At 66.2% G+C, this 20,113-nt stretch carries 15 protein-coding genes; 10 read left to right on the forward strand and 5 right to left on the reverse strand.

Annotated elements, in window-relative coordinates; translation table 11 throughout:
• Positions 1 to 86: 86 nt before the first annotated feature.
• The 5 genes from H7F38_RS15615 to H7F38_RS15635 all read right to left on the reverse strand — a co-directional run bounded on the left by H7F38_RS15615 (position 87) and on the right by H7F38_RS15635 (position 8,241).
• On the reverse strand, positions 87 to 2,972 hold the full coding sequence (locus H7F38_RS15615; RefSeq protein ID WP_187090718.1) for a hypothetical protein: 2,886 nt from the start codon (positions 2,970 to 2,972) through the stop codon (positions 87 to 89).
• A 53-nt stretch (positions 2,973 to 3,025) separates the two neighbouring features.
• A complete protein-coding gene (locus tag H7F38_RS15620; protein ID WP_187090719.1) occupies positions 3,026 to 4,462 on the reverse strand; it encodes a sensor histidine kinase in 1,437 nt (478 codons plus the stop codon).
• The gene (locus H7F38_RS15625; RefSeq protein WP_187090720.1) at positions 4,459 to 5,148 is read right to left on the reverse strand and encodes a response regulator transcription factor; all 690 of its coding nucleotides are present in this window, start codon (positions 5,146 to 5,148) and stop codon (positions 4,459 to 4,461) included. The genes H7F38_RS15620 and H7F38_RS15625 overlap by 4 nt, the downstream gene beginning before the upstream one ends.
• A gap of 121 nt (positions 5,149 to 5,269) precedes the next feature.
• Positions 5,270 to 6,514 (reverse strand): ISL3 family transposase, encoded by a 1,245-nt coding sequence (locus tag H7F38_RS15630; RefSeq protein ID WP_187090721.1) that lies wholly within the window; start codon positions 6,512 to 6,514, stop codon positions 5,270 to 5,272.
• A 320-nt stretch (positions 6,515 to 6,834) separates the two neighbouring features.
• Positions 6,835 to 8,241: an IS1380 family transposase gene (locus tag H7F38_RS15635; RefSeq protein ID WP_187090722.1), complete on the reverse strand. Its 1,407-nt coding sequence runs from the start codon at positions 8,239 to 8,241 to the stop codon at positions 6,835 to 6,837.
• A gap of 224 nt (positions 8,242 to 8,465) precedes the next feature.
• Between H7F38_RS15635 and H7F38_RS15640 the strand changes: the two genes are divergently transcribed.
• The 10 genes from H7F38_RS15640 to H7F38_RS15685 all read left to right on the forward strand — a co-directional run bounded on the left by H7F38_RS15640 (position 8,466) and on the right by H7F38_RS15685 (position 19,935).
• The gene (locus tag H7F38_RS15640; RefSeq protein ID WP_187090723.1) at positions 8,466 to 10,772 is read left to right on the forward strand and encodes a multicopper oxidase family protein; all 2,307 of its coding nucleotides are present in this window, start codon (positions 8,466 to 8,468) and stop codon (positions 10,770 to 10,772) included.
• Entirely contained in the window at positions 10,769 to 11,926 is a 1,158-nt protein-coding gene (locus H7F38_RS15645) for a hypothetical protein (protein ID WP_187090724.1), read from the forward strand. The genes H7F38_RS15640 and H7F38_RS15645 overlap by 4 nt, the downstream gene beginning before the upstream one ends.
• 95 nt (positions 11,927 to 12,021) lie before the next feature.
• On the forward strand, positions 12,022 to 12,507 hold the full coding sequence (locus tag H7F38_RS15650) for a hypothetical protein (protein ID WP_187090725.1): 486 nt from the start codon (positions 12,022 to 12,024) through the stop codon (positions 12,505 to 12,507).
• Between the two features lie 432 nt (positions 12,508 to 12,939).
• Positions 12,940 to 14,019: an ROK family protein gene (locus tag H7F38_RS15655; RefSeq protein ID WP_187090726.1), complete on the forward strand. Its 1,080-nt coding sequence runs from the start codon at positions 12,940 to 12,942 to the stop codon at positions 14,017 to 14,019.
• Between the two features lie 189 nt (positions 14,020 to 14,208).
• The gene (locus H7F38_RS15660; RefSeq protein WP_187090727.1) at positions 14,209 to 14,451 is read left to right on the forward strand and encodes a hypothetical protein; all 243 of its coding nucleotides are present in this window, start codon (positions 14,209 to 14,211) and stop codon (positions 14,449 to 14,451) included.
• Between the two features lie 78 nt (positions 14,452 to 14,529).
• Positions 14,530 to 15,774 (forward strand): ISL3 family transposase, encoded by a 1,245-nt coding sequence (locus H7F38_RS15665; protein WP_187090728.1) that lies wholly within the window; start codon positions 14,530 to 14,532, stop codon positions 15,772 to 15,774.
• 36 nt (positions 15,775 to 15,810) lie between these two features.
• Positions 15,811 to 16,959: an ABC transporter substrate-binding protein gene (locus H7F38_RS15670; RefSeq protein WP_187090729.1), complete on the forward strand. Its 1,149-nt coding sequence runs from the start codon at positions 15,811 to 15,813 to the stop codon at positions 16,957 to 16,959.
• Positions 16,956 to 17,921, forward strand: coding sequence for a carbohydrate ABC transporter permease (locus H7F38_RS15675; protein ID WP_187090730.1), 966 nt, complete (start codon positions 16,956 to 16,958; stop codon positions 17,919 to 17,921). The genes H7F38_RS15670 and H7F38_RS15675 overlap by 4 nt, the downstream gene beginning before the upstream one ends.
• A gap of 2 nt (positions 17,922 to 17,923) precedes the next feature.
• Positions 17,924 to 18,592, forward strand: coding sequence for a carbohydrate ABC transporter permease (locus H7F38_RS15680; protein ID WP_187090731.1), 669 nt, complete (start codon positions 17,924 to 17,926; stop codon positions 18,590 to 18,592).
• Positions 18,593 to 18,690: 98 nt separating this feature from the next.
• Positions 18,691 to 19,935 (forward strand): ISL3 family transposase, encoded by a 1,245-nt coding sequence (locus H7F38_RS15685; RefSeq protein ID WP_187090732.1) that lies wholly within the window; start codon positions 18,691 to 18,693, stop codon positions 19,933 to 19,935.
• The last annotated feature ends 178 nt before the right edge of the window (positions 19,936 to 20,113 follow it).

The following is a 20,113-nucleotide window of genomic DNA, read 5'->3' on the forward strand; positions in this document are numbered from 1 at the left end:
GGCCGGCCAGGTGCGGTCCGTACCCCAGGAGACATTGTTTCTCCCATTCTGCGCGGCCCGGTGAATGCGTATCGTAGCGTGCCTGATCACGGAATCAGGTGCTGTGCGGTGGGTGAGGCCGGGCAGGCGCTGGCGGCATCATTCGCGTAGACGACGGTGCCGGTGGTCGATCCCATCGCTTTGCCGGCGTTGAAGATCTGAACCGTGTACGTGCCTGCAGTCTTGATGGACGGCGCGGTGGAGATGGAGTAGTTGGCCGTGGTGGAGGAGTTCTGGGCGGCGATCGAGCCACCCTTCGAGCCGGTGGAGACCGGATCGGCCTGGCCGGCGAAGGGGTTGCCGGCATAGAGCAGCAATTGCGCCGACTGGGGGCTGGGGATCGTCCAGGTCGAGCTGATCTGCCCGTCCGCGTGCGTCGTGAACTGCACCCAGTAGGTCTGGCCGCCGGCCAGGGCCGGGATGGTCAGGGTGACGTTGCAGGTCTTCGGGGCCGCGCCGGGTACCGGCGGCAGCGGGACCGGAGTGACGCCGGCGGGGTAGGGCAGGTAGGGGGAGACCCAGGCGTGACCGCGGCCGCCGCGGGCGCCGGCGAAGGCGTCCTCGGTGAGATAGACCGTGCCGCCGCCGAGATCCTCTGTTCGGGGATCCACCAGGATGCCTTGCGCGAAACGGAAGTTGGCCTGGCCGCCGGGCGGGTTGGCGGGATCGATCGGGCGGGTGCAGGTCGTCGTGCACCAGACCGTCGCCTCCGCGGAATTGGCCGGCGGCATCTGGCCCTGGGTGGCGTAGACGCGGGACGTGTTCGTCGCGACGTCGTACTGGTAGACGGTCGCGTTGGCCGCGCCCGGTGAGATGGCGGCGTAGACGAGCCCGGCGTCGCCGTGGTTGGGGTCGACCCCGACCGCCGAGCCGAAGACGAAACCGAACTGGCCGATGTTCAACGGCGTGCTGCCGCAGACCTGGTTGTTGGTCGGACAGCCGCTGATCCCCCGGATGACCGTGAAACCCTGGTTCTCGGGGAGGTAGAGGTTGTCACCGATCATGCCCATCGAGCCGTTGATGCCCTTCCCCGCCGTGCCGGCCTTCTGCTCGGTGGTCATGGCGACGACGTCGACGGTCTGCACCCGTGGATCGTCTTCCGGATTGTTGATCCGGCGGATGTAGCCGTCCAGCAGTCCGCCCATGTAGAGGGCATGCTGGCAGGTGCTCGGTGCCCCAGGCTTGCACGGTCCCAGGGCGAGGCCGTTGGCCTTGTCACCGTTCAGCCCGGCATTGGGGGCCATGATCACCGCTGACCCGGCGACGAGGGTGCCGCTGCCGGCGGCACCGGCGGGGTCGAAGGTGAACCTGATCACGCCGGGGGACAGGTGATCGTTCTGCGCGACGTAGAGGAAGTGCTGGTTGATCGTCCCCGGGACCACGGAGTCGTCGTAGGCGGTCTGGCCTCCGGAACCGAGGACGGCTCCGTCGTCGCAGCTGGCGGGGTTGTAGGCGTGCAGCCCGGGTGCTTTGTCGACGGTGTCCAGCCGGCACAGGCCCTGTGAGTGATCGGCAGCCCACAGGTGGCCCCCGTCGTCGCTCGGCACGAAGGTGACGCCCCCCTTGGGGGCCGTCAGGCCGTAGGCGTAGAGCGCCGGAGTGGCAACGCTCGGCGGCGGGGGCACCGCGCATGCGGTCGCGGCCGTTCCCACGCAGTCGGCAGGCGCGATACCGCCCACTCCCGCAATGGTGAAGATGTGTCCCTTGGCCAGCGGCGGGTTCACCAGGATGGCGAAGGTCGGATCGTCACCGATGAACAGATCACCGTTGTGGGGATTGATGGCCAGACCCAGGACGAACGTGTAGGTCGCGACGCTCTGGCCGGGATTCAGGAGCGAGTCGTAGGCGGGTTTCACGGAACTGGACACGATGTCCTGCAGTCCGGAGTCCGGGTGGTACCGGAGCACGGTGGCACCCGAATTGCGGGGCGAGTCGGCGACGTAGAGGAACAGCCCGTTTCCCTGGGCGTCGTTCTGCACCGCCATGCCCTGCGGGAAGTTGGTGGTGATGCCGCCGACGACGCCGGCCGAGCATCCGCCGGCCTGGTTGATCGGGGGATTGACGACGGACGGGTCCGCCGACCCCTCCGACGGCGGGCAGTGGGCGATGTCGGTGAGCAACGAGACGCCGTTGCCGCCGAGTTCGTCGATGTACAGGTCGTCGGTGCCCGCGGCGTGGTGGAAGGTACCCAGGCCGAAGCGCACGCCCTTTCGCTTGTCCGTCGTCTTGGAAATGGTTTCGATGGATTGCGCCGCCGAGGCCTTGTCGACATTGTTGATTCGTTCGATCTTCTTCGATCTTCCGAATGCCAGGTAGAGCGCGAGGCAGGTGGTGCCGGCGGTCAGCGCGCCCGGGGTCTGGTCGCACGGACCAAGAGCCACCGCGCTGTTCTTGAAGTTGCCGGCGGCGTCGGAGAAGAATCCCACCGTGTTGAGTCCACCGAGCAGGGTCCCGCTGGCGGCGACCAGTCGTCCTTCACCGTTGTCCGCCGCCGGGTCGTAGGTGATCCGGACGGGACCGCCACTTTTGCTGGACATGTCGGCGGCGTACACGAAATAGGTGCCGTCGGCGTTCGTGGGTCCGACGACGGCCTGGGTCGGTTTCTTGGCCTGCACGTCGCAGGTCCCCACGTTCTCGCTGAATCCGCCGGCGGCAGCCGCATCTGGGTCGATCCGACACAGTCCGGTCCCGCTGGAGTCCCAGAAATGCCCGCCGTTCACGCTGTCCAGCCACACTCCGTTGAACGGGAAGGTCACCCCGGAGACGAATGGCGCGCCCGGATCGGCCAGTGCGGTCCCGGGTCCGCCGGCCAGTGGGCTCAGGAGCGCCGCCACCAGTACCGAGGCCACCATTGCTCCGCCGCGTCGCCCGGGACGACGTCGGAGCAGCCCCGGCAGCCGTCGGTACGGTCGACATGATTGTGGTCTCGTCATGAGTGTCCCTCTCGTACTTTGATCGTGTGCGTCGAAGATGCGCCGCCTGACGATCAACAGTGGTCCGATCCACGTCGCGCCCGGTAGCCCTGCCCGGGGGGTACGTGCACCCCCAATTTGTGGGCACGGGCGTCCACGGGTCGCGCAGTCGACCGATTGCCGTTCGGGAGCACCGCTGTCACCACCACCCCGGCAGTGGGACCCGGTGCGATGCTGAGCGAACCACCCAGGTGCGAAACTCGGTCCACCAGCAGTCGGAGGCCGAGGTGGCCCTCGGCCCGCCGATCCAGAAATCCTTCGTGGAGGCCGATTCCATCGTCCGCGATGCGAAGGTAGACGGCCGGGGTTCGTTGGCGACCCTCGGTTCCCCGTGATCCCAGGTTGATGCTGACCTGGCTCGCACACGCATGCTCGACGACATTGGCGAGCGCCTCCCGGGCGATGCGGTAGAGGGCCGTCACGGTCTCGGCATCCAGTTCGGGCAGGGCCGCGACGGTGAAGGTGACTCCAATTCCTTTCGTGCGCAACGATTCGGCGAGATCGGAGATGGTCCTCGGCAGCTGGCTTGCGTCCAGATCCGGCGGGTAGAGGTCGATCATCAGACGCCGCAGGGATCCGATCGACCGATTGACCGCCGCCTGCAGTTGATCCACGATGGGCTCGGGCGGTTGCGGCAGGGAAGCCGCCCACATCTGGAATGCATAACCGGTACCGGCCAGCTCCTGGATCGGTCCGTCGTGCAGATCTGCGGCGATCCTCAGACGTTCCCGCTCGGAGCCGGACAAGCTCAATTCCAGCAGTCGGACGCGTTCGGCTTCGTTTCGTCGCACTCGTGAGGCCAGGGAGGCCGCCATCGGAATGTGGATCAGCTGCAGCAGGACCAGCGGAACGAGCACGACGGGTATCAGTTCCATCAGCACCTCGTGGGCGAGCTCGTTGACCCTGGCGTAGTCGTAATAGGCCTCGAAGGCCATCGAATGCTGATGGGGGAGTCGCAGCGGGACATAGATCTCGACGAATTCCGACCGTCCCGGGACGGGCCCGATGTTCACCTCGGGATGATCGGTGAAGTCCGACGAGACGACGTCCCCGGTGATGGCCGACCGGGCCTCGGCCGGTAGCGGAAGTCGGCGCCCGATCTGGGCCGGGTCGTTGTCGTAGCGCACCTGTCCGGTCTCGTCCCAGATGGTGATCTGCGTCAGGTATCCGTCCGCGAGTCGGTTGATGATCGCGCGGTCCAGCTCGTCGCGCAGCGGACCGGACCCCGTCAGAGCGCCGGGCAGCAGCGGTGAGATCACCAGGTCGGCCAGACGGGTGGTGGTCCGTTCGGCGTCCTTGAGCGCCTGGCTGCGGGCGAGCGATCTGCTCGCGGTGACAGCGGCGACCGAGACCAGGATCAGCGCAACGGCCGCCACGCCGCAGAAGATCCCGAGCTGGCGCCGGACGGACACGGGACGCCGGCTGCCACCACGCCAGAATTCGAGGTTCACAGGTGGACGATGATGCCGAGATGCTGCGCTTTGATGACCGCCTCCAATTGCGTGTTCGCGCCCAATTTCTTCAGCAGCGCCTTCACGTATCCGCGGCAGGTGTGGACGCTGATGCCCAGGACCGACGCGATGTCGGCAGCATGCAATCCCTGGCCCATGAATTGCAGGACCTCCTGTTCGCGCGGCGTGATCGCGGGTGCGCGGGGGTCGATGGCCTTTGCCGGAGTGGGCGCGGGCCCGTCGAAGGCAGAATCGGCGACCAGCATGTGGCCGCGCCGGGCCTGCCGGAGCATGTCGATCATGTCCTTCATCGATCCGTCCTTGGCGATGAAGGCCGATGCCCCGGCCTGGGCTGCTTTCAACAGCCACTCACCCGTGCAATGAGCGGTGACGACGGCGATCACGGCGTTCGGGGCGACGAGTCGAACGCGGCGGGTGGCGGCGATGCCGTCGACACGCGGCATCTCGATGTCCATCACCACGATGTCCGGCTGGAGAGCGTCCGCGAGTGAGACACCCTCCTCGGCCGAGCCGGCCGTTCCGATGCACGCCATGCCCGGTACCGACTTCAGCGCCCAGGACAGCAGGTCCGCAAAACTGCGATGGTCGTCGACCACCAGCACCGTCACGTTCTGCGGTCGGGTGGACGCGAGTTCCTGATGCGGGTCGGCCAGGTCGGCGATCATCGATGAACTCCCCTTTGTCGTGGCCGGCGCCCGGGAAACTGCGGCCGATATCAGTCTGTCCCCCACCCCTGGAATGGGGGAGGCCCTGTTTTAGGGGTCTCCTGACGTTTTCGTGGGTGGTTTAGCGTCCGGGAAGCGGCGGGCATAACCCGCCGCGGGTGAGCATTGCCATGGCTATCAACGCTTCTGGGCTGTGAAAGCCGTACGACCTGCGGGTCAAGGCCCGTAGGTGAGTGTTGGTGGCCTCGGATTGGGCGTTGCTCATGTGGTGGATCAGGGTGTTCCAAATCAGCTGCTGGAACCGCTTCAACGTTGCGGCCAGGGCGATGAAGCCGGGGAGTTGGGAGCGGCGGGCCCAGGCGATCCAGCCGGCCAGCAGTTCACGGCCGGCCTGGCCCTTGACCTGGAACACCGCGCGCAGTTGCTCCTTCAGCAGATACGCCCGATACAGATGCCGGTTGGTCTGGGCGATCGAAGCGAGGGACCCGCGTTGCTCCGGGGACAGGTCCGCCGGGTTTTTCAGCAATGCCCAGCGGCTGCCCTTCACCGACGACGCCTGCGCAGAGCTACTCCTACCCCGCAGCGTGTTCCACGTCTGACGACGGACCTTGTCCAACTCCCGGGTGGCCCACCCCACGATATGAAACGGATCCAATCCCAGCACCGCCTGCGGCGCGCGGGCCGTCACGGTGTCGTGGATCCACTGCGCCCCGTCGGCCGAGACGTGCGTCAACGCCGCCGCCCGTTCTGGGCCGAGCTCGTCGAAGAACCGACCCAGGGTGTCGCTGTTGCGGCCCGGTGCGGCCCACACCAATCTGCCGGAGTCTTGATCGACCACGCACGTCAGATACCGCTGGCCTTTGCGGTGGGAGATTTCATCGATGCCGATCCGCTGCAGCCCCGCGAGCACGTCCCGGCCGGCCAAACCGTCGGCGACGACGTGCTCGATGATTGCGCTCACGTGCCGCCACGACGTCCGCATCAACTGCGCCACCACCGACGAAGCGGTGTGCGCCGCCAACCACGCGCACTGGTCCTCAAACGCTCGGGTTGCCCGCGCGCCGGGTCGGGCCCACGGCACCGCCGCGACGACCACCCCGTGCGTCCGGCAGTTCACCCGCGGAGCCGCAGCCTGCAGGAATACCATCGTCGACCCCCAGTCCAGCGACCGCCACCGCCGGGTTCCGCCGCCCTGGTCATAGCCCGGCCGTCTACGCCGGCATCGACTGCACCTACTCCGGGCGCCCTTCGTCGCACGCACCGAAACGACCAGCACCTGCCGGTCGTCGGCCTCCTCCCACGCCACATCGCACACCTGCAGTTGCTCGACACCGAGCAGCTTTCGCCATATCGTTACACCGCGCACACCGTGCTCCTGGATAGTGACTGACCCTAGATAAGCCAGAACCTATACGCAGCCCGGTGTGTCGCCCACAACCAGGGGTCAAACCACCCACGAGAACGTCACAAGAGCCTGTTTTAGGGGGGGCCTTCCACCGCATTCCGGGGTATTGGCCTCGATCTTTCTTGAGATGGTCGGCCTTCCCTCTGCGCGATAGATCTGGTGTTGTGACGCCCGCCGCGGGGTCTGCGGGTTCGTCGGAGCGACCCAAGGTCACCTGGGTGGTGCCGGATTCCACGTTCCGGTGGTTCTTCTTGTTGCTGGTCGGGTGGGGTTGCTTGGGGTCAAGTGGCCTGCGGGAGGGTGTGCAGTCGGGTCAGGCCGGTGGTGAACAGGTGCCGGTGCGGGGCGTGCCCGGACAGCCGAAGGTAGGTGCGTCGGGATCGGCGGGCGATGATCCCGGCGACGGAGAACAGTTGAAGCCTCAGTCGTTTCGGTTCCCAACGGCGCGCTCCGGTACCCGTCAAGGCCAGCATCTGCAACCAGGCGGTCAGCTCGGTGGCCAACTGGACGACGGCGACCCAGATCTGGTTCTGCGCGAACCCGGTGAGCGGCAGGTTCCGCAATCCGGTGTCCTTGGCGCCGCGGATCCGGTCCTCGCAGCGGGCCCGGTGCCGGTGCCGCAACTCCAGATCTGCGAGTTGCCCACCGGTGGTGTTGGTGACAAACGCGGTCAACCGGTTCCCGTCGACGTCGGTGAACCGCAACTGCGCCCCGGGATGCGGACGTTCGGCCCGCACGATGACCCGCATTCCCGGCGGCCACGTCTTCAACGTCAGCATCCCGGTCGGTTCGGTGACCCACGCCCCGTCGCGGACCTTCCCGTCGCCGTCGTAGGCCGGGGTCCAGCCCTGGTCGGGGATCTGGTTGATCTTGTCCACGATGTCCTGCGACAACCCGAACCCCACCGAGTACGACAGTCCCTGTCCGGCCAGCCATCCCAGGAATTCGTGGGTGCCGCCGCCACCGTCGGCGCGGATCAACACCTTCTGGCCGATCCGGCCGATCCGACCGCCGCGGCGGGCGAACGGTAACTGCCGCAACGCGTCTTTGGTGACCGCGATGTGATCGGCGGCGGTGTTGGCGCCGGCCCGACCGGTGCGGAGCATCATCGACAGCGGCTCGCCGGTGCCGTCCGGGCCGTGATCGACCCACGACCCCAACGGATGGAACCCGAAGCCTTTCTTGTAGGTCGGCGCCGCCCACTCTTTGTCCGAGTGGGCGGTGATCAACGTGGCGTCCAGGTCGATGATCAACGGCCGGTCCCGCGACGCCTCGAAGTCGGGGGCATCCTTCCCGGCCAGTCTCCACACCCGATCGCGGACAACGCTTCTGGCGCGGTTGATCGCCGCCAACGCCGCCTGCGGGGTGGCGGCCAACGTGTTGATCAGCCGGGACACCGTGGGGTCGGACGCGACCCGCCCGAACACCGCGGGTTCGCTGCGCAGCGCCGCGATGTCGGCCAGGCAGTCCCCGCCGATGGCGACGCTGATCGCCAGGTCCAGCAGGATCTTCCCCGGGTCCAGCACTGCCCACTGCTTGCGCCACGGCGCCAACGCCGCCGACAACTCCCGGTCCAAACCGACCCTGCCGGCCGTGGCGACCAGCAGCACCGCACCGGCGTGGGACACCACCCGCTTCGCGGTCGTGTCCACTGTCAACGGCGGGTAGAAGCCGGTAGGCTGCTGCATCAGAAAGGTGCTCCAGTTTGCTGACGATGTGGACCTCGAAGACCCTCATTATCGCAGGTAGGGGCACCTTTCGCTTACTTCGAAACACCCCGGTCAGTATCCGCGTGAAAGCGCGAGGTTAGTACCAGGGCGCCACGTGCTCCCATGGTGGAACGCCCCGCACGAGGACCTGTCCGGCCGGGCGTCAGGAAGACCTGTCCGCCGATCAGATGAAGGGTCCCCCCATGTCAGCACCGGCCCACCCGGATGAAGACGCCTCGGCCTCGGCCACTGCCGACGCTGGTCCGTCGACCCGGTTGATCGTTCCCGTCGACTGGCGATCGGTGGCGGTCGGGGAGGAGTCACCGGACCGGCCCGAGCTGGGCCGTCGGACATTTCTCAGACTCGGGGCGGTCGGCGTGGCCGGTGTCGCCATCACCGCCGGCCGGGCCTGGGTCGAACCGTATCTGGCGCAGCAGGGCCTGCTGTCGCCCGATGGGGTATTCGCTGCCGCCTCGACGGCCCTGGACGACTTGATCTACCTCGAGGCGTTCCCGACCAGTCCGCTGATCCTCACTCCGTTCAACGACGCCCTGGTGATCCCGAAAGCTCTGGCCCCGCAGCCTTCTTCGGCCTACACGAGCTGGGCTCAACTGCCGGGACCCGGTATCGGCCAGCAGAACTCGATGGGGAACGAACGCCACCAGATCTGGCCCGGCCAGATCGGGTATCCGGACCCGGTGGTCTACCAGATCAAGCATCAGGTTGCGACGCACGCTTTCACGACGTCCACGGTGCTGCCCATCGACCCGAAGGGCCGACCGACCCTGTCGTTCGACGCCTCGGGCAAGAGCGTGGCCGCCGGCACCCCGCGGTCCTTGCCCCTGAGCACGATCTACGGTTTCAACGGGACCTTTCCCGGGCCGATGATCAATGCCGAATACGGTCGACCGGCTCTGGTCCGGTTCGAGAACCACCTGGACGAGAATCCGCTGAACCTGGACCGCCAGGATTTCGGTGCCCCCGATTGGTCGGCGCTGATCCACCTGCACAACGGACACACCGCGCCGGAGAGCGACGGGAATCCGCACTACTCGATGAACTACGGACCGAAGTACCCCGGCTACCTCCCGAAGACCTTCTGCGACAACCTCTACCTCAACTGGCCGGCCGGGGGCGACGACCGGGAGAAGCAGAGCTTCTTCTGGTTCCACGACCACCGGATGGATCACACGGGCTCGAACGTCTACAAGGGGTTGGTGGGGCTCTATCCGATCTACGACCCGAAGGTCTATCCGGGCCTGCCGGGTGGTTTCGACATGGGAGACGAGCGCCAGGGCCTGCGGCTGCCGGGGGTCCGAACCGACAACGCCGACGGATCGTTCGACGTCGCCTACGACATCCCACTGGTCTTCTTCGACTGCCGGTTGGACGACGGGGTGACGATCCACAAGGACATCCACGACACCATGGGTGAATTCCCGGCCGCGAAGAATCCGGCCACCCATCCCGAATGGTGGGGCAAGACGTTCTTCAAGCATTTCCCCAATCATGGTTTCGTCGGGGACATCTTCACCGTCAACGGCACGGCCTACCCCGTTCTGGAGGTCAAGCGCCGCAAGTATCGGTTCCGATTCCTGGACGCCTCGGTCTCCAGGATCTACGAATGGCAGTTGATGAGTTCCACGCAGGGCCCGAAATCCTCGGCGTCCCTCGGCTACCAGGGCGACGAGATGGAGGGCCAGTACCGGATTCCGGATGGCCAGCAGTGCATGCAGTTCACCCAGATCGCCTCCGACGGTGGCCTGTTGCCGTTTCCCATCAAACGCGACTCCTTCGAGCTGTGGCCGGCCAAACGTCGCGAGGTCATCATCGATTTCACCCGCTATCAGGACGGCACGCCGACCGTCAAGGGTGACGTCATCTACCTGACCGACGTGATGAAGATGCCCAACGGGCGGATGTGGGCCAATTCGTCCCGCTTCGCCCCCGATCCGAGCTACAAGGTCCCGGTGCTGAAATTCATCATCGGTGACACCGCACCCGACGACAGCCAGATCCCCACCACCATGCGGCCGATCCCGACGCTTCCGAGCAACTGGCAGACCCTGCTGGACAACCGACTGATCTTCGAGGTCGAACGGGGCAGCGCCGGCGGTGAGATCGAGTGGCTCATCAACGGCTCGCCGTTCAACCCGGCGGTGGATGCCACGAGCCTGAAGAACAAGGCCGGCCTGACCCCACTGGCCCAGCAGAAGAAGAACAGCTTCAACCTGTGGGAGATCCGTAACGGTGGCGGCGGATGGGTGCACCCGTTCCACCTCCACATGGAGGAGCACCGCACCGTCATGCGCAACAACAAGGACGTCACCCGCGGAGACCCGTCGCACCCCGACGACGTCTCCCGCGAGGACCTGGTGGCGCTGGATCCCGGTGAGTCGGTGATCGTCTATCGGGGGTTCCGGGACTTCGTGGGGCCGTACGTGGCGCACTGTCACAACCTCGCCCACGAAGATCACGCCATGATGTTCGGCTGGGAGATCACGCCGTGACCGCAGAGGGCCCGATGACGGTCCACCTGCGCGGGCCCGATGCCCAGGGCCGCCCCGACACGAGCCCCGGCCAGTCGGTGGTTCCATGGTGGACCGTCCTGCCCATGGCGGCGGCCATGGCCTACGGGGACGGATTCTGGATGATGACCGTCCGGGGCGCCGTCGGAGCGATCGAGCGCACCCAGGCCCCGTTCGCGAGCTGGTGGCGGGAATCGACCGTCGTCCTGCCCCTGTATGTCCTGGCGGTTCTCGGTGCACTCACGCTGGCACTGCGACGCCGGCGCCCTGGACAACCAGGGCGGTCGAAGGTCCTGGCGACATCGTCGGTGGTCGTGGCGGCGGGCACGCTGGTCGGAACCGCGCTCATCGCAGCCAGCACCGCCTACGACTACCACCTCGAGTCGGCGCAGATGTCGATGATGAACTCGATGCACGGCCTGTGCATCGGCAGCTGTCTGACGCAGGCCCAGCACGCGACCCTTGTCGCACAGGTCACGGCCGTGCTGTACGGCGGCGGGCTGGTGCTGGTCACGAATCTGGTGCTGGTGGGCTGGCTGGTCGCCCTGGCCGGCGGCCGGCTCGAACCCGGCCGGCAGCGCTCCAGGGCGGGTGGTCTGATTGGAAACGCAGGAATGGTCGACACCCGCAGGTTGCTGCTGGTGACAGGGTTGGCCGGGAGCGCAGCCATCCACGCCGCCGTCGTCCCCGACCATCTGACCGAATGGACTGGGGCGGGCGTGTTCTTCATCGTCCTGACCGCGGCGGAGGTCGTCATCGCCGTCGCCCTGCTCCGGACGACCGGCCGTCGGGGAGTCCTGTTGGCCGCGGTCGCCGTGTCGATCGGCCCGGTCCTTTTGTGGTCGTGGTCCCGCACCAGTGGACTGCCGTTCGGCCCCGGGGCCGGTATCCCCGAGCCCATCGGCCTGCCGGACTGCGCTGCCGTTGCGTTGGAGCTCGGCACGCTCGTGGCGGCCCTCGCACTCCGCGGGTCGGCGCGCCGCCTTCACCATCGGCGCCCTCCCGTCTCGACCCATGTCCGTGGCCTCACCGTCGCGGCGGTGATCGCCGTCAGCGTTCTGGGCCTGGCCGGGACCGCCCCGCAATGGTTCGACGACTCCAGCAGTTCCTCCGTGATGAGCCTGAACCACTACTAGGTCGCTGTGCTCCGGCAACGACGCTGGTGAAGCACAAGGCGGTTGGGGACAGAGGTGGTGTAGGACGGGGGTGGTGTAGGACGGATGGGAGCCGGGTGCCGATACCCGGTCTCGGATGCGGGGCGATCATGGTGGCGCAGCGAGGTGGAGCCGACGGATACGACGACGTCGTTGGCCGGGCGAAGGTGGCCAAGGGTGAGCGGGCGGCCCTGGTCCGGTACCTGGAACAGGACGAGGTGGTGGTGCTCCGGCAACCGGCGGAGGTCGTCGGCGAGGCCGAGGGCAGGGTGTTGCTGCAGGGCGCGGCCGTGGTGCTGGTGACGGATCGCAAGATGGTGGCCGCCCGCACCTCAGGGGGCTTTCGCCCGAACTGGGAGGTGTTCACGCTGCCCTACGGGCACCTGGAACCTGGTGTCGCGGTGGACGGCGCGGCCGGGACCGACGTCTCCGTCCCGACCTCGGGGCGACGCTCCTACCGTGTGGAACTGGTCGACGCAGAGTCCGCCGCGCGACTGGCCGGCTCCCTCGGGGATGCTCTCCGTGCCTACCGCCGCGACCGGATGGGACTTCAGGACAGCTAGCGGCCTGCCTGAGTGTAATTTTTCTCCCTCGACGACGCGCGAGGAACCGTAACCGGGCGGGCTTTGCTGCGGGCCGGCTGATGACCGCTTGGTCAACCACTTCGACCTGGCCAATGACTCTGGGTCGCCCTACCTATCCGCCGACGCCAATCTCGGACTGCACCCGGTGCTGAATTCAAGGTTCATTCCGACGAACTGAGTGGGGGGCGGCTCTGGTGCAGGCGTCCAACGCCGATTGCTCGCTGCGCTGCATTTCACGGTCGGTGTAGTTTGCGAAGCACTATGACGGATCACGCGCCGCGCCGCCTCAGGGGTCGATCGTATGCAGAGACCCGCAGCGCTGTACTCGACCTCATCAGATCGAGCGAGACCGTTTCTCGGACAGAGCTGTCGCTGCGGTCCTCGCTCACCGAGGTCACGATCGCCAAGATTGTGAAGGAGCTCCTGTCCGAAGGGGTCATCATCGAGGCCGGCAGAGGCCAGTCCACCGGTGGCAAGCCCCCGACGCTGTTCAGGCTGAACACCGGAGTGTTGTATTCGGTCGGTGTTTCCCTGGACAGTGCGCGGGTTGTCATTGCATTGTGCGGGTTGAACGGGAAGCTGATCGAACGGGTCGACCTGCCAGGCCATGGGTCCGAGCCGCCACCCGACGTGATGACGCGGGTGGCCAAATCCATCCAGCAACTCTTGGCCCGTCGCGGGCTGACACGGGACTCCGTGGTGGGGGTAGGGGTTGCCTCCACCGGCCGTCGGCGGGGCTCGCTGGGCTGGGGGGCCTACGAGGAGATGAAGGACGTCTGGGAAGCCTTCGACATTGCTGCCGAACTCCGATCCCGTTGCGGACTGGTGGTCATCGTGGAGAACGACGCAAACTGCGTGGCGCTGGGCGCATTCTGGGCCGGCGGAAACGACGCGCCGCGAGATTTCGTGACCGTCTACATGTCCACCGGCATCGGGGCCGGGATCGTGATCGCCGGGGCGATCTTCCGCGGCGCCTCTGACAACGCCGGCGAGATCGGGCACATCGTCGTCGAGCCCGCTGGGCTCGAATGTTGGTGCGGGTCCAGGGGTTGCCTGGAAACGGTGGGGCCCCCGAAGGGAATCGTGCTGCAGGTCCGCGCCGACCCGGAATTGTTCGCCCTGTTCGATGGCGGTGAGGCCCGCGACGAGGCGGCCGTGTACGCCCGAGTGCTCAAAGGTCTCGCCGACGGCGTTCCGCAGGCCGAGGCGCTCATCGATCTGTCCGCGCGACGAGTGGCTACGGCCCTCCTCGGGGTGGTCAACGCGCTGGATCTGGACCTGATCCAGCTCACTGGGCCCGGTTTTGCCCCGGCCGGCGAGCGGTACCGGGCGGAGCTCCAGACTGCGGTGGACCGGGCGGCGTTCTCTCGACGGGTCCACCCGGTTGCTGTGCAATTGGGTCGGACGGGGCCCGACGTCGCCGCCATGGGGGCAGCTTCAGTGGTGTTCCACAGCAGCCTCACACCTCATCATCTGTCGAATCGGATGTGACCTCGGCTTCGTGGAGGATGGCGTTCTACGGAACGAGAACTTTCCCAAAGTAGCTATTGCTTTGTTGGTGTGCGCTCCTTATGCTCCGTGCAGGCGCCGCTGCCGGCGCTCCCTCGGCGGAGTGTTTCTCGCTCGGGTTCGGTGCTTCGAGTTGGAGGAACAAAGGTGTTTCGCAGACAGGGACTATCGGTGCGTCTGATCGCCGCCATCACCGGTATTGCTCTAGGAGGCACGCTGGCGTTGAGCGGGTGCGGAAGTTCTTCCACGACCGCCGGCGACGGTGGATCGGCGACGGCTGGAAACGTCGTGTGGTGGAGTTGGACTCCGGACAACGACCTTGCGGCGCGAGAGATTGCAGCGTTCAACCAGCAGTACCCGAACATCAAGGTCACCTACAAGAAGGCTCTTGTGACGTTCTCGTGGGTGGTTTGACCCCTGGTTGTGGGCGACACACCGGGCTGCGTATAGGTTCTGGCTTATCTAGGGTCAGTCACTATCCAGGAGCACGGTGTGCGCGGTGTAACGATATGGCGAAAGCTGCTCGGTGTCGAGCAACTGCAGGTGTGCGATGTGGCGTGGGAGGAGGCCGACGACCGGCAGGTGCTGGTCGTTTCGGTGCGTGCGACGAAGGGCGCCCGGAGTAGGTGCAGTCGATGCCGGCGTAGACGGCCGGGCTATGACCAGGGCGGCGGAACCCGGCGGTGGCGGTCGCTGGACTGGGGGTCGACGATGGTATTCCTGCAGGCTGCGGCTCCGCGGGTGAACTGCCGGACGCACGGGGTGGTCGTCGCGGCGGTGCCGTGGGCCCGACCCGGCGCGCGGGCAACCCGAGCGTTTGAAGACCAGTGCGCGTGGTTGGCGGCGCACACCGCTTCGTCGGTGGTGGCGCAGTTGATGCGGACGTCGTGGCGGCACGTGAGCGCAATCATCGAGCACGTCGTCGCCGACGGTTTGGCCGGCCGGGACGTGCTCGCGGGGCTGCAGCGGATCGGCATCGATGAAATCTCCCACCGCAAAGGCCAGCGGTATCTGACGTGCGTGGTCGATCAAGACTCCGGCAGATTGGTGTGGGCCGCACCGGGCCGCAACAGCGACACCCTGGGTCGGTTCTTCGACCAACTCGGCCCAGAACGGGCGGCGGCGTTGACGCACGTCTCGGCCGACGGGGCGCAGTGGATCCACGACACCGTGACGGCCCGCGCGCCGCAGGCGGTGCTGGGATTGGATCCGTTTCATATCGTGGGGTGGGCCACCCAGGAGTTGGACAAGGTCCGTCGTCAGACGTGGAACACGCTGCGGGGTAACAGTAGCTCTGCGCAGGCGTCGTCGGTGAAGGGCAGCCGCTGGGCATTGCTGAAAAACCCGGCGGACCTGTCCCCGGAGCAACGCGGGTCGGTCGCTTCGATCGCCCAGACCAACCGGCATCTGTATCGGGCGTATCTGCTGAAGGAGCAACTGCGCGCGGTGTTCCAGGTCAAGGGCCAGGCCGGCCGTGAACTGCTGGCCGGCTGGATCGCCTGGGCCCGCCGCTCCCAACTCCCCGGCTTCATCGCCCTGGCCGCAACGTTGAAGCGGTTCCAGCAGCTGATTTGGAACACCCTGATCCACCACATGAGCAACGCCCAATCCGAGGCCACCAACACCCACCTACGGGCCTTGACCCGCAGGTCGTACGGCTTTCACAGCCCAGAAGCGTTGATAGCCATGGCAATGCTCACCCGCGGCGGGTTATGCCCGCCGCTTCCCGGACGCTAAACCACCCACGAAAACGTCAGGAGACCCTACAAGAAAGTGCCCAATGCCGACTACAGCGGTGTGCTGCGGCCCGCGCTGGCCTCCTCCGTCGGGCCGGATGTGTTCACCGTGGCAGCCGCCGGTGCGACCGGCCCTGTGTCGGTTTTCGCGCCCTACGCCCAGGATCTCGCTCCGGCCATTTCCAAACTCCTGGGCAGTGACTGGAAATCGAAGATCTACCCGACAGCGGTGACCGACTTCACCGTCAACGGGAAGCTCGCCGGGTCCCCGTGGGCCAAGCAGGGCGCGGGGAACGTCTGGATCAACAAGGACCTGTTCGACAAGTACGGGCTGTCGGTGCCGACGACGCTGGCCGAATGGGTGAAGGTCTGTGCGACCTTTCGGTCGAAGGGCCTCGGTTGTTTCAAGGAGGGCATCGGCGGTAGCGGGTTCGATGTCGACACGTTGCATTCGATAGCGGACAGTGTTCAGCCGGGATTGTGGGCCGCGGCCGCCTCGGGTCAGAAGAAGTGGACCGATCCCGGTCTGGTGACGGCGTGGACGATCTTCAAGAAGATGTCCGACGAGGGCATCCTGGACGCAGGCGGAGTCGGCGTGCAGCAGTATCCGGACGTGAACAACGCCTTCCTCACCGGTAAGGTCCCCATGATTCAAATGGGTTTCTGGTACTCGCAGTACGCGACGGACAACAGCCTGACGGCGGCGTTGGCCGGTGCGGGTGTGCCGGCCAGCACGCCGAAGATCACCATCGTACCGGCGTCATTTCCTGACGTGGCGGGTAAGGGCAATCCCAGCACGATCTTCGCCGATCCTGATGCGGCGCAGGCGGTCAACAGCAAGTCCAAGGTCCTGAACGCTGCGACCACCTTCGCGTTGTGGCTGGGCGGGACCAAGCAGGGCCAGCAGGTCGTGACCGACAACGTCGACGAGATCGCCTCCTTGAACGGTGTCCAGGCCAACTGGGCCTCGATCAAGGTGGTGAATCCCACCGTGCAGATCCCGGCCTTGAAAAATCTGGCGAGCAAGGTGTCGGCCGCCACCGAAATCCGCGACGCGAACCTGCCCGCGGTGAAATTCCAGGCCATCATCGACGCCGACCAGGGCGTCCTGGGCGGCCAGGAAAGTCCGGCGGCAGCTGCGGCAGCGGTACAGCAGGTGTTCGACGCCAACCCCACCGTGAAATGAGCGGCACCGAAACTAATATCGGCGCGAAGGCCGAGGTGGAACGGGTCAGCCGGCGGAGTCACGGAGGCTCTGCCGGTGTGACACGCCGCGGCGGTGGGCGGTTCGACCGCCGATTCGGATGGCCCTGGATCTTTCCGGCGATGATCGTGTCCGTGGGGGTGCTGTACTACTGCATCGGCTACACCGGGTACATCTCGACGCTGAACTGGGACGGCGCCAGCCCCGACCGGCTCGCCGTGGGGGCGCACAACTACACGCAACTGTTCGCCGACCCGGTGTTCTGGAAAGCCATCCAGCACACGGCGGTCTTCTTCGTCGCCACCTTCATCCTGCAGGTCGCGCTCGGCCTGCTGTTCGCAGTGATCCTGCACTCCAGGGTGGGCCTAAGGGTGGTCTACAAGGTTTTCATCTTTCTCCCCGTCGTGCTGGCGCCGGCCACCATGGCACCGGTTTTCCGGCAGATCTTCGCCCCCGACGGCCAGTTCAACGGGGTACTGCGCAGCCTGGGCCTTGGGCACTTTGCCTACGCGTGGCTCGCCAGTCCGGACACCGCACTGATGGTCATCGTCGCGGTCGCCGTATGGCAATCGACCGGTGTCGTCTTCGTCCTCTACTACGCGTCGATGAGCCAGATCCAGCCTGAGGTGATGGAAGCTGCCCGCCTCGACGGGGCTGGCAACATCACGATGATCCGAACGATCATCTGGCCCGGGGTCAGAGGAACGACGTTGGCCATCGCCATCCTTACCGCGATCGGGTCGTTGAAGACCTTCGACTGGCCTTTCCTGATCACCCAGGGTGGGCCGTCCTACGGCACCGAGTTCCTCGGCACCCAGATCTATCGGGTCAGCGTCGCGCTCTCCCAGGTCGGCTACGGCGCTGCCATCTCCATCGTGCTGCTGGTTCTCGCACTGGGTACCGCGGTCATCCTGAACGTCGCAGGCCGCGAGAGGAAGAGCTGAACGTGATCGAGGTTCGTTCCTGGTACTCCAGAGTAGGACTGCAGCTGCTCCTGACCGTCTTGGTGGTGCCGTTCGTGTTCCCGCTGGTGGCGATGGTGCGGGGTTCGTTGGCGGGACTCGGCTGGGGCAACTACCAGACCGTGCTGGCGCTCGGGGTGCTGCCCCGCTTCTTCCTCAACAGCGTTCTCATCTCGGCGGCAGTCATCGCGATTGTGCTTGTCTGCACCCTGACCGCCGCCTATGGATTTTCCAAGCTGCACATCCGCGGCAAGGAGTTCTACTTCTGGATGCTGCTCGCCGCGCTCACCCTTCCTGAGGTGGTGCTGCTCGCCCCGTTGTTCGCGACGGTCACCAGTGTCGGTGCCTACGACACCCTCTGGGCCGTCATCGTCCCCGCAGCTGCGTTGCAGATTCCCTTCTGCGTACTGTTGTCTCGAAACTTCGTCGACGGCATCCCCGACGCGCTGGTCGAGGCGGCCAGAGTGGACGGCGCCAACAACTGGCAGACATTTCGGCACATCATCGTCCCGCTGACGCGTCCGATCATGGCCGCCATCGTGGTGCTGGTGTTCATCAGCTCGTGGAACGGCTTTCTGCTCCCGCTGCTCTTCCTGCAAACCCCGGATCATCAGACGGTCACGCTGGTACCGCAGTTCTTCAGGCTCTTGTGACGTTCTCGTGGGCGTCTTGACCCCTGGTTGTGGGCGACACACCGTGCCCGGTATAGCTTCTGGATTATCTAGAAACAGTCACTATCCAGGAGCACGGTGTGCGCGGTGTAACGATATGGCGAAAGCTGCTCGGTGTCGAGCAACTGCAGGTGCTGGACATGGAGTGGGAGGGGGCCGCCGGCCAGCAGGTGCTGGTCGTCTCGGTGCGTCCGAGCAAGGGCGCCCGGAGCAGGTGCAGTCGATGCCGACGTAGACGGCCGGGCTATGACCAGGGCGGCGGAACCCGGCGGTGGCGGTCGCTGGACTGGGGGTCGACGATGGTATTCCTGCAGGCTGCGGCCCCGCGGGTGAACTGCCGGACGCACGGGGTGGTCGTCGCGGCGGTGCCGTGGGCCCGACCCGGCGCGCGGGCAACCCGAGCGTTTGAAGACCAGTGCGCGTGGTTGGCGGCGCACACCGCTTCGTCGGTGGTGGCGCAGTTGATGCGGACGTCGTGGCGGCACGTGAGCGCAATCATCGAGCACGTCGTCGCCGACGGTTTGGCCGGCCGGGACGTGCTCGCGGGGCTGCAGCGGATCGGTATCGATGAGATCTCCCACCGCAAGGGACACCGCTATCTGACGTGTGTGGTGGATCAGGACTCAGGCAGGTTGGTGTGGGCCGCGCCGGGTCGCAACAGCGACACGCTGCACCGGTTCTTCGACGAGCTCGGCCCGGACCGAGCGGCGGCGCTGACGCACGTGTCCGCCGATGGGGCGCAGTGGATCCACGACACAGTGACGGTCCGGGCCCCGCAGGCGGTGTTGGGGTTGGATCCTTTTCATGTTGTGGGGTGGGCCACCCGGGAGTTGGACAATGTGCGTCGTCAAACGTGGAACATGCTGCGGGGCAACAGTAGCTCCGCGCAGGCGTCGTCGGTGAAGGGTAGTAGGTGGGCGTTGCTGAAGAACCCCGCGGACCTGTCCCCGGAGCAACGCGGGTCCCTCGCTTCGATCGCGAAGACCAACCGAAATTTGTATCGGGCGTATCTGCTGAAGGAGCAACTGCGGGCCGTGTTCCAGGTCAAGGGCCAGGGCGGCCGGGAACTGTTGGCCGGGTGGATCGCCTGGGCCAGCCGCTCCCAACTGCCCGGGTTCATCGCCCTGGCCGCAACGTTGAAGCGGTTCCAGCAGCTGATCTGGAACACCCTGATCCACCAGATGAGCAACGCTCAGTCCGAGGCCACCAACACTCACCTACGGGCCTTGACCCGCCGGTCCTACGGCTTTCACAGCCCAGAAGCGTTGATAGCCATGGCGATGCTTACCAGAGGCGGGTTATGCCCGCCGCTACCAGGCCGCTAACTGGCCCACGAAAACGTCAGGAGACCCGTTCTTCATCGGCCAATTCAACAACGACCAGACCAAAGTTCTGGCAGCCGCGGTACTGACGGCCCTGCCGGTGGTGATCGCCTACGTTTGTCTGCAACGGTTCTTCGAGCGTGGCCTCGCGGCCGGCGCTCTGAAATAGTCACCATCCCCA

Source organism: Nakamurella sp. PAMC28650, from assembly GCF_014303395.1.
GTDB lineage: Bacteria > Actinomycetota > Actinomycetes > Mycobacteriales > Nakamurellaceae > Nakamurella.

Coding starts and splice junctions, on each gene's coding strand:
- H7F38_RS15640 (WP_187090723.1), top strand. CDS start 8,466: ATGTCAGCACCGGCCCACCCGGATGAAGACGCCTCGGCCTCGGCCACT.
- H7F38_RS15675 (WP_187090730.1), top strand. CDS start 16,956: ATGAGCGGCACCGAAACTAATATCGGCGCGAAGGCCGAGGTGGAACGG.
- H7F38_RS15635 (WP_187090722.1), bottom strand. CDS start 8,241: ATGCAGCAGCCTACCGGCTTCTACCCGCCGTTGACAGTGGACACGACC.
- H7F38_RS15625 (WP_187090720.1), bottom strand. CDS start 5,148: ATGATCGCCGACCTGGCCGACCCGCATCAGGAACTCGCGTCCACCCGA.
- H7F38_RS15615 (WP_187090718.1), bottom strand. CDS start 2,972: ATGACGAGACCACAATCATGTCGACCGTACCGACGGCTGCCGGGGCTG.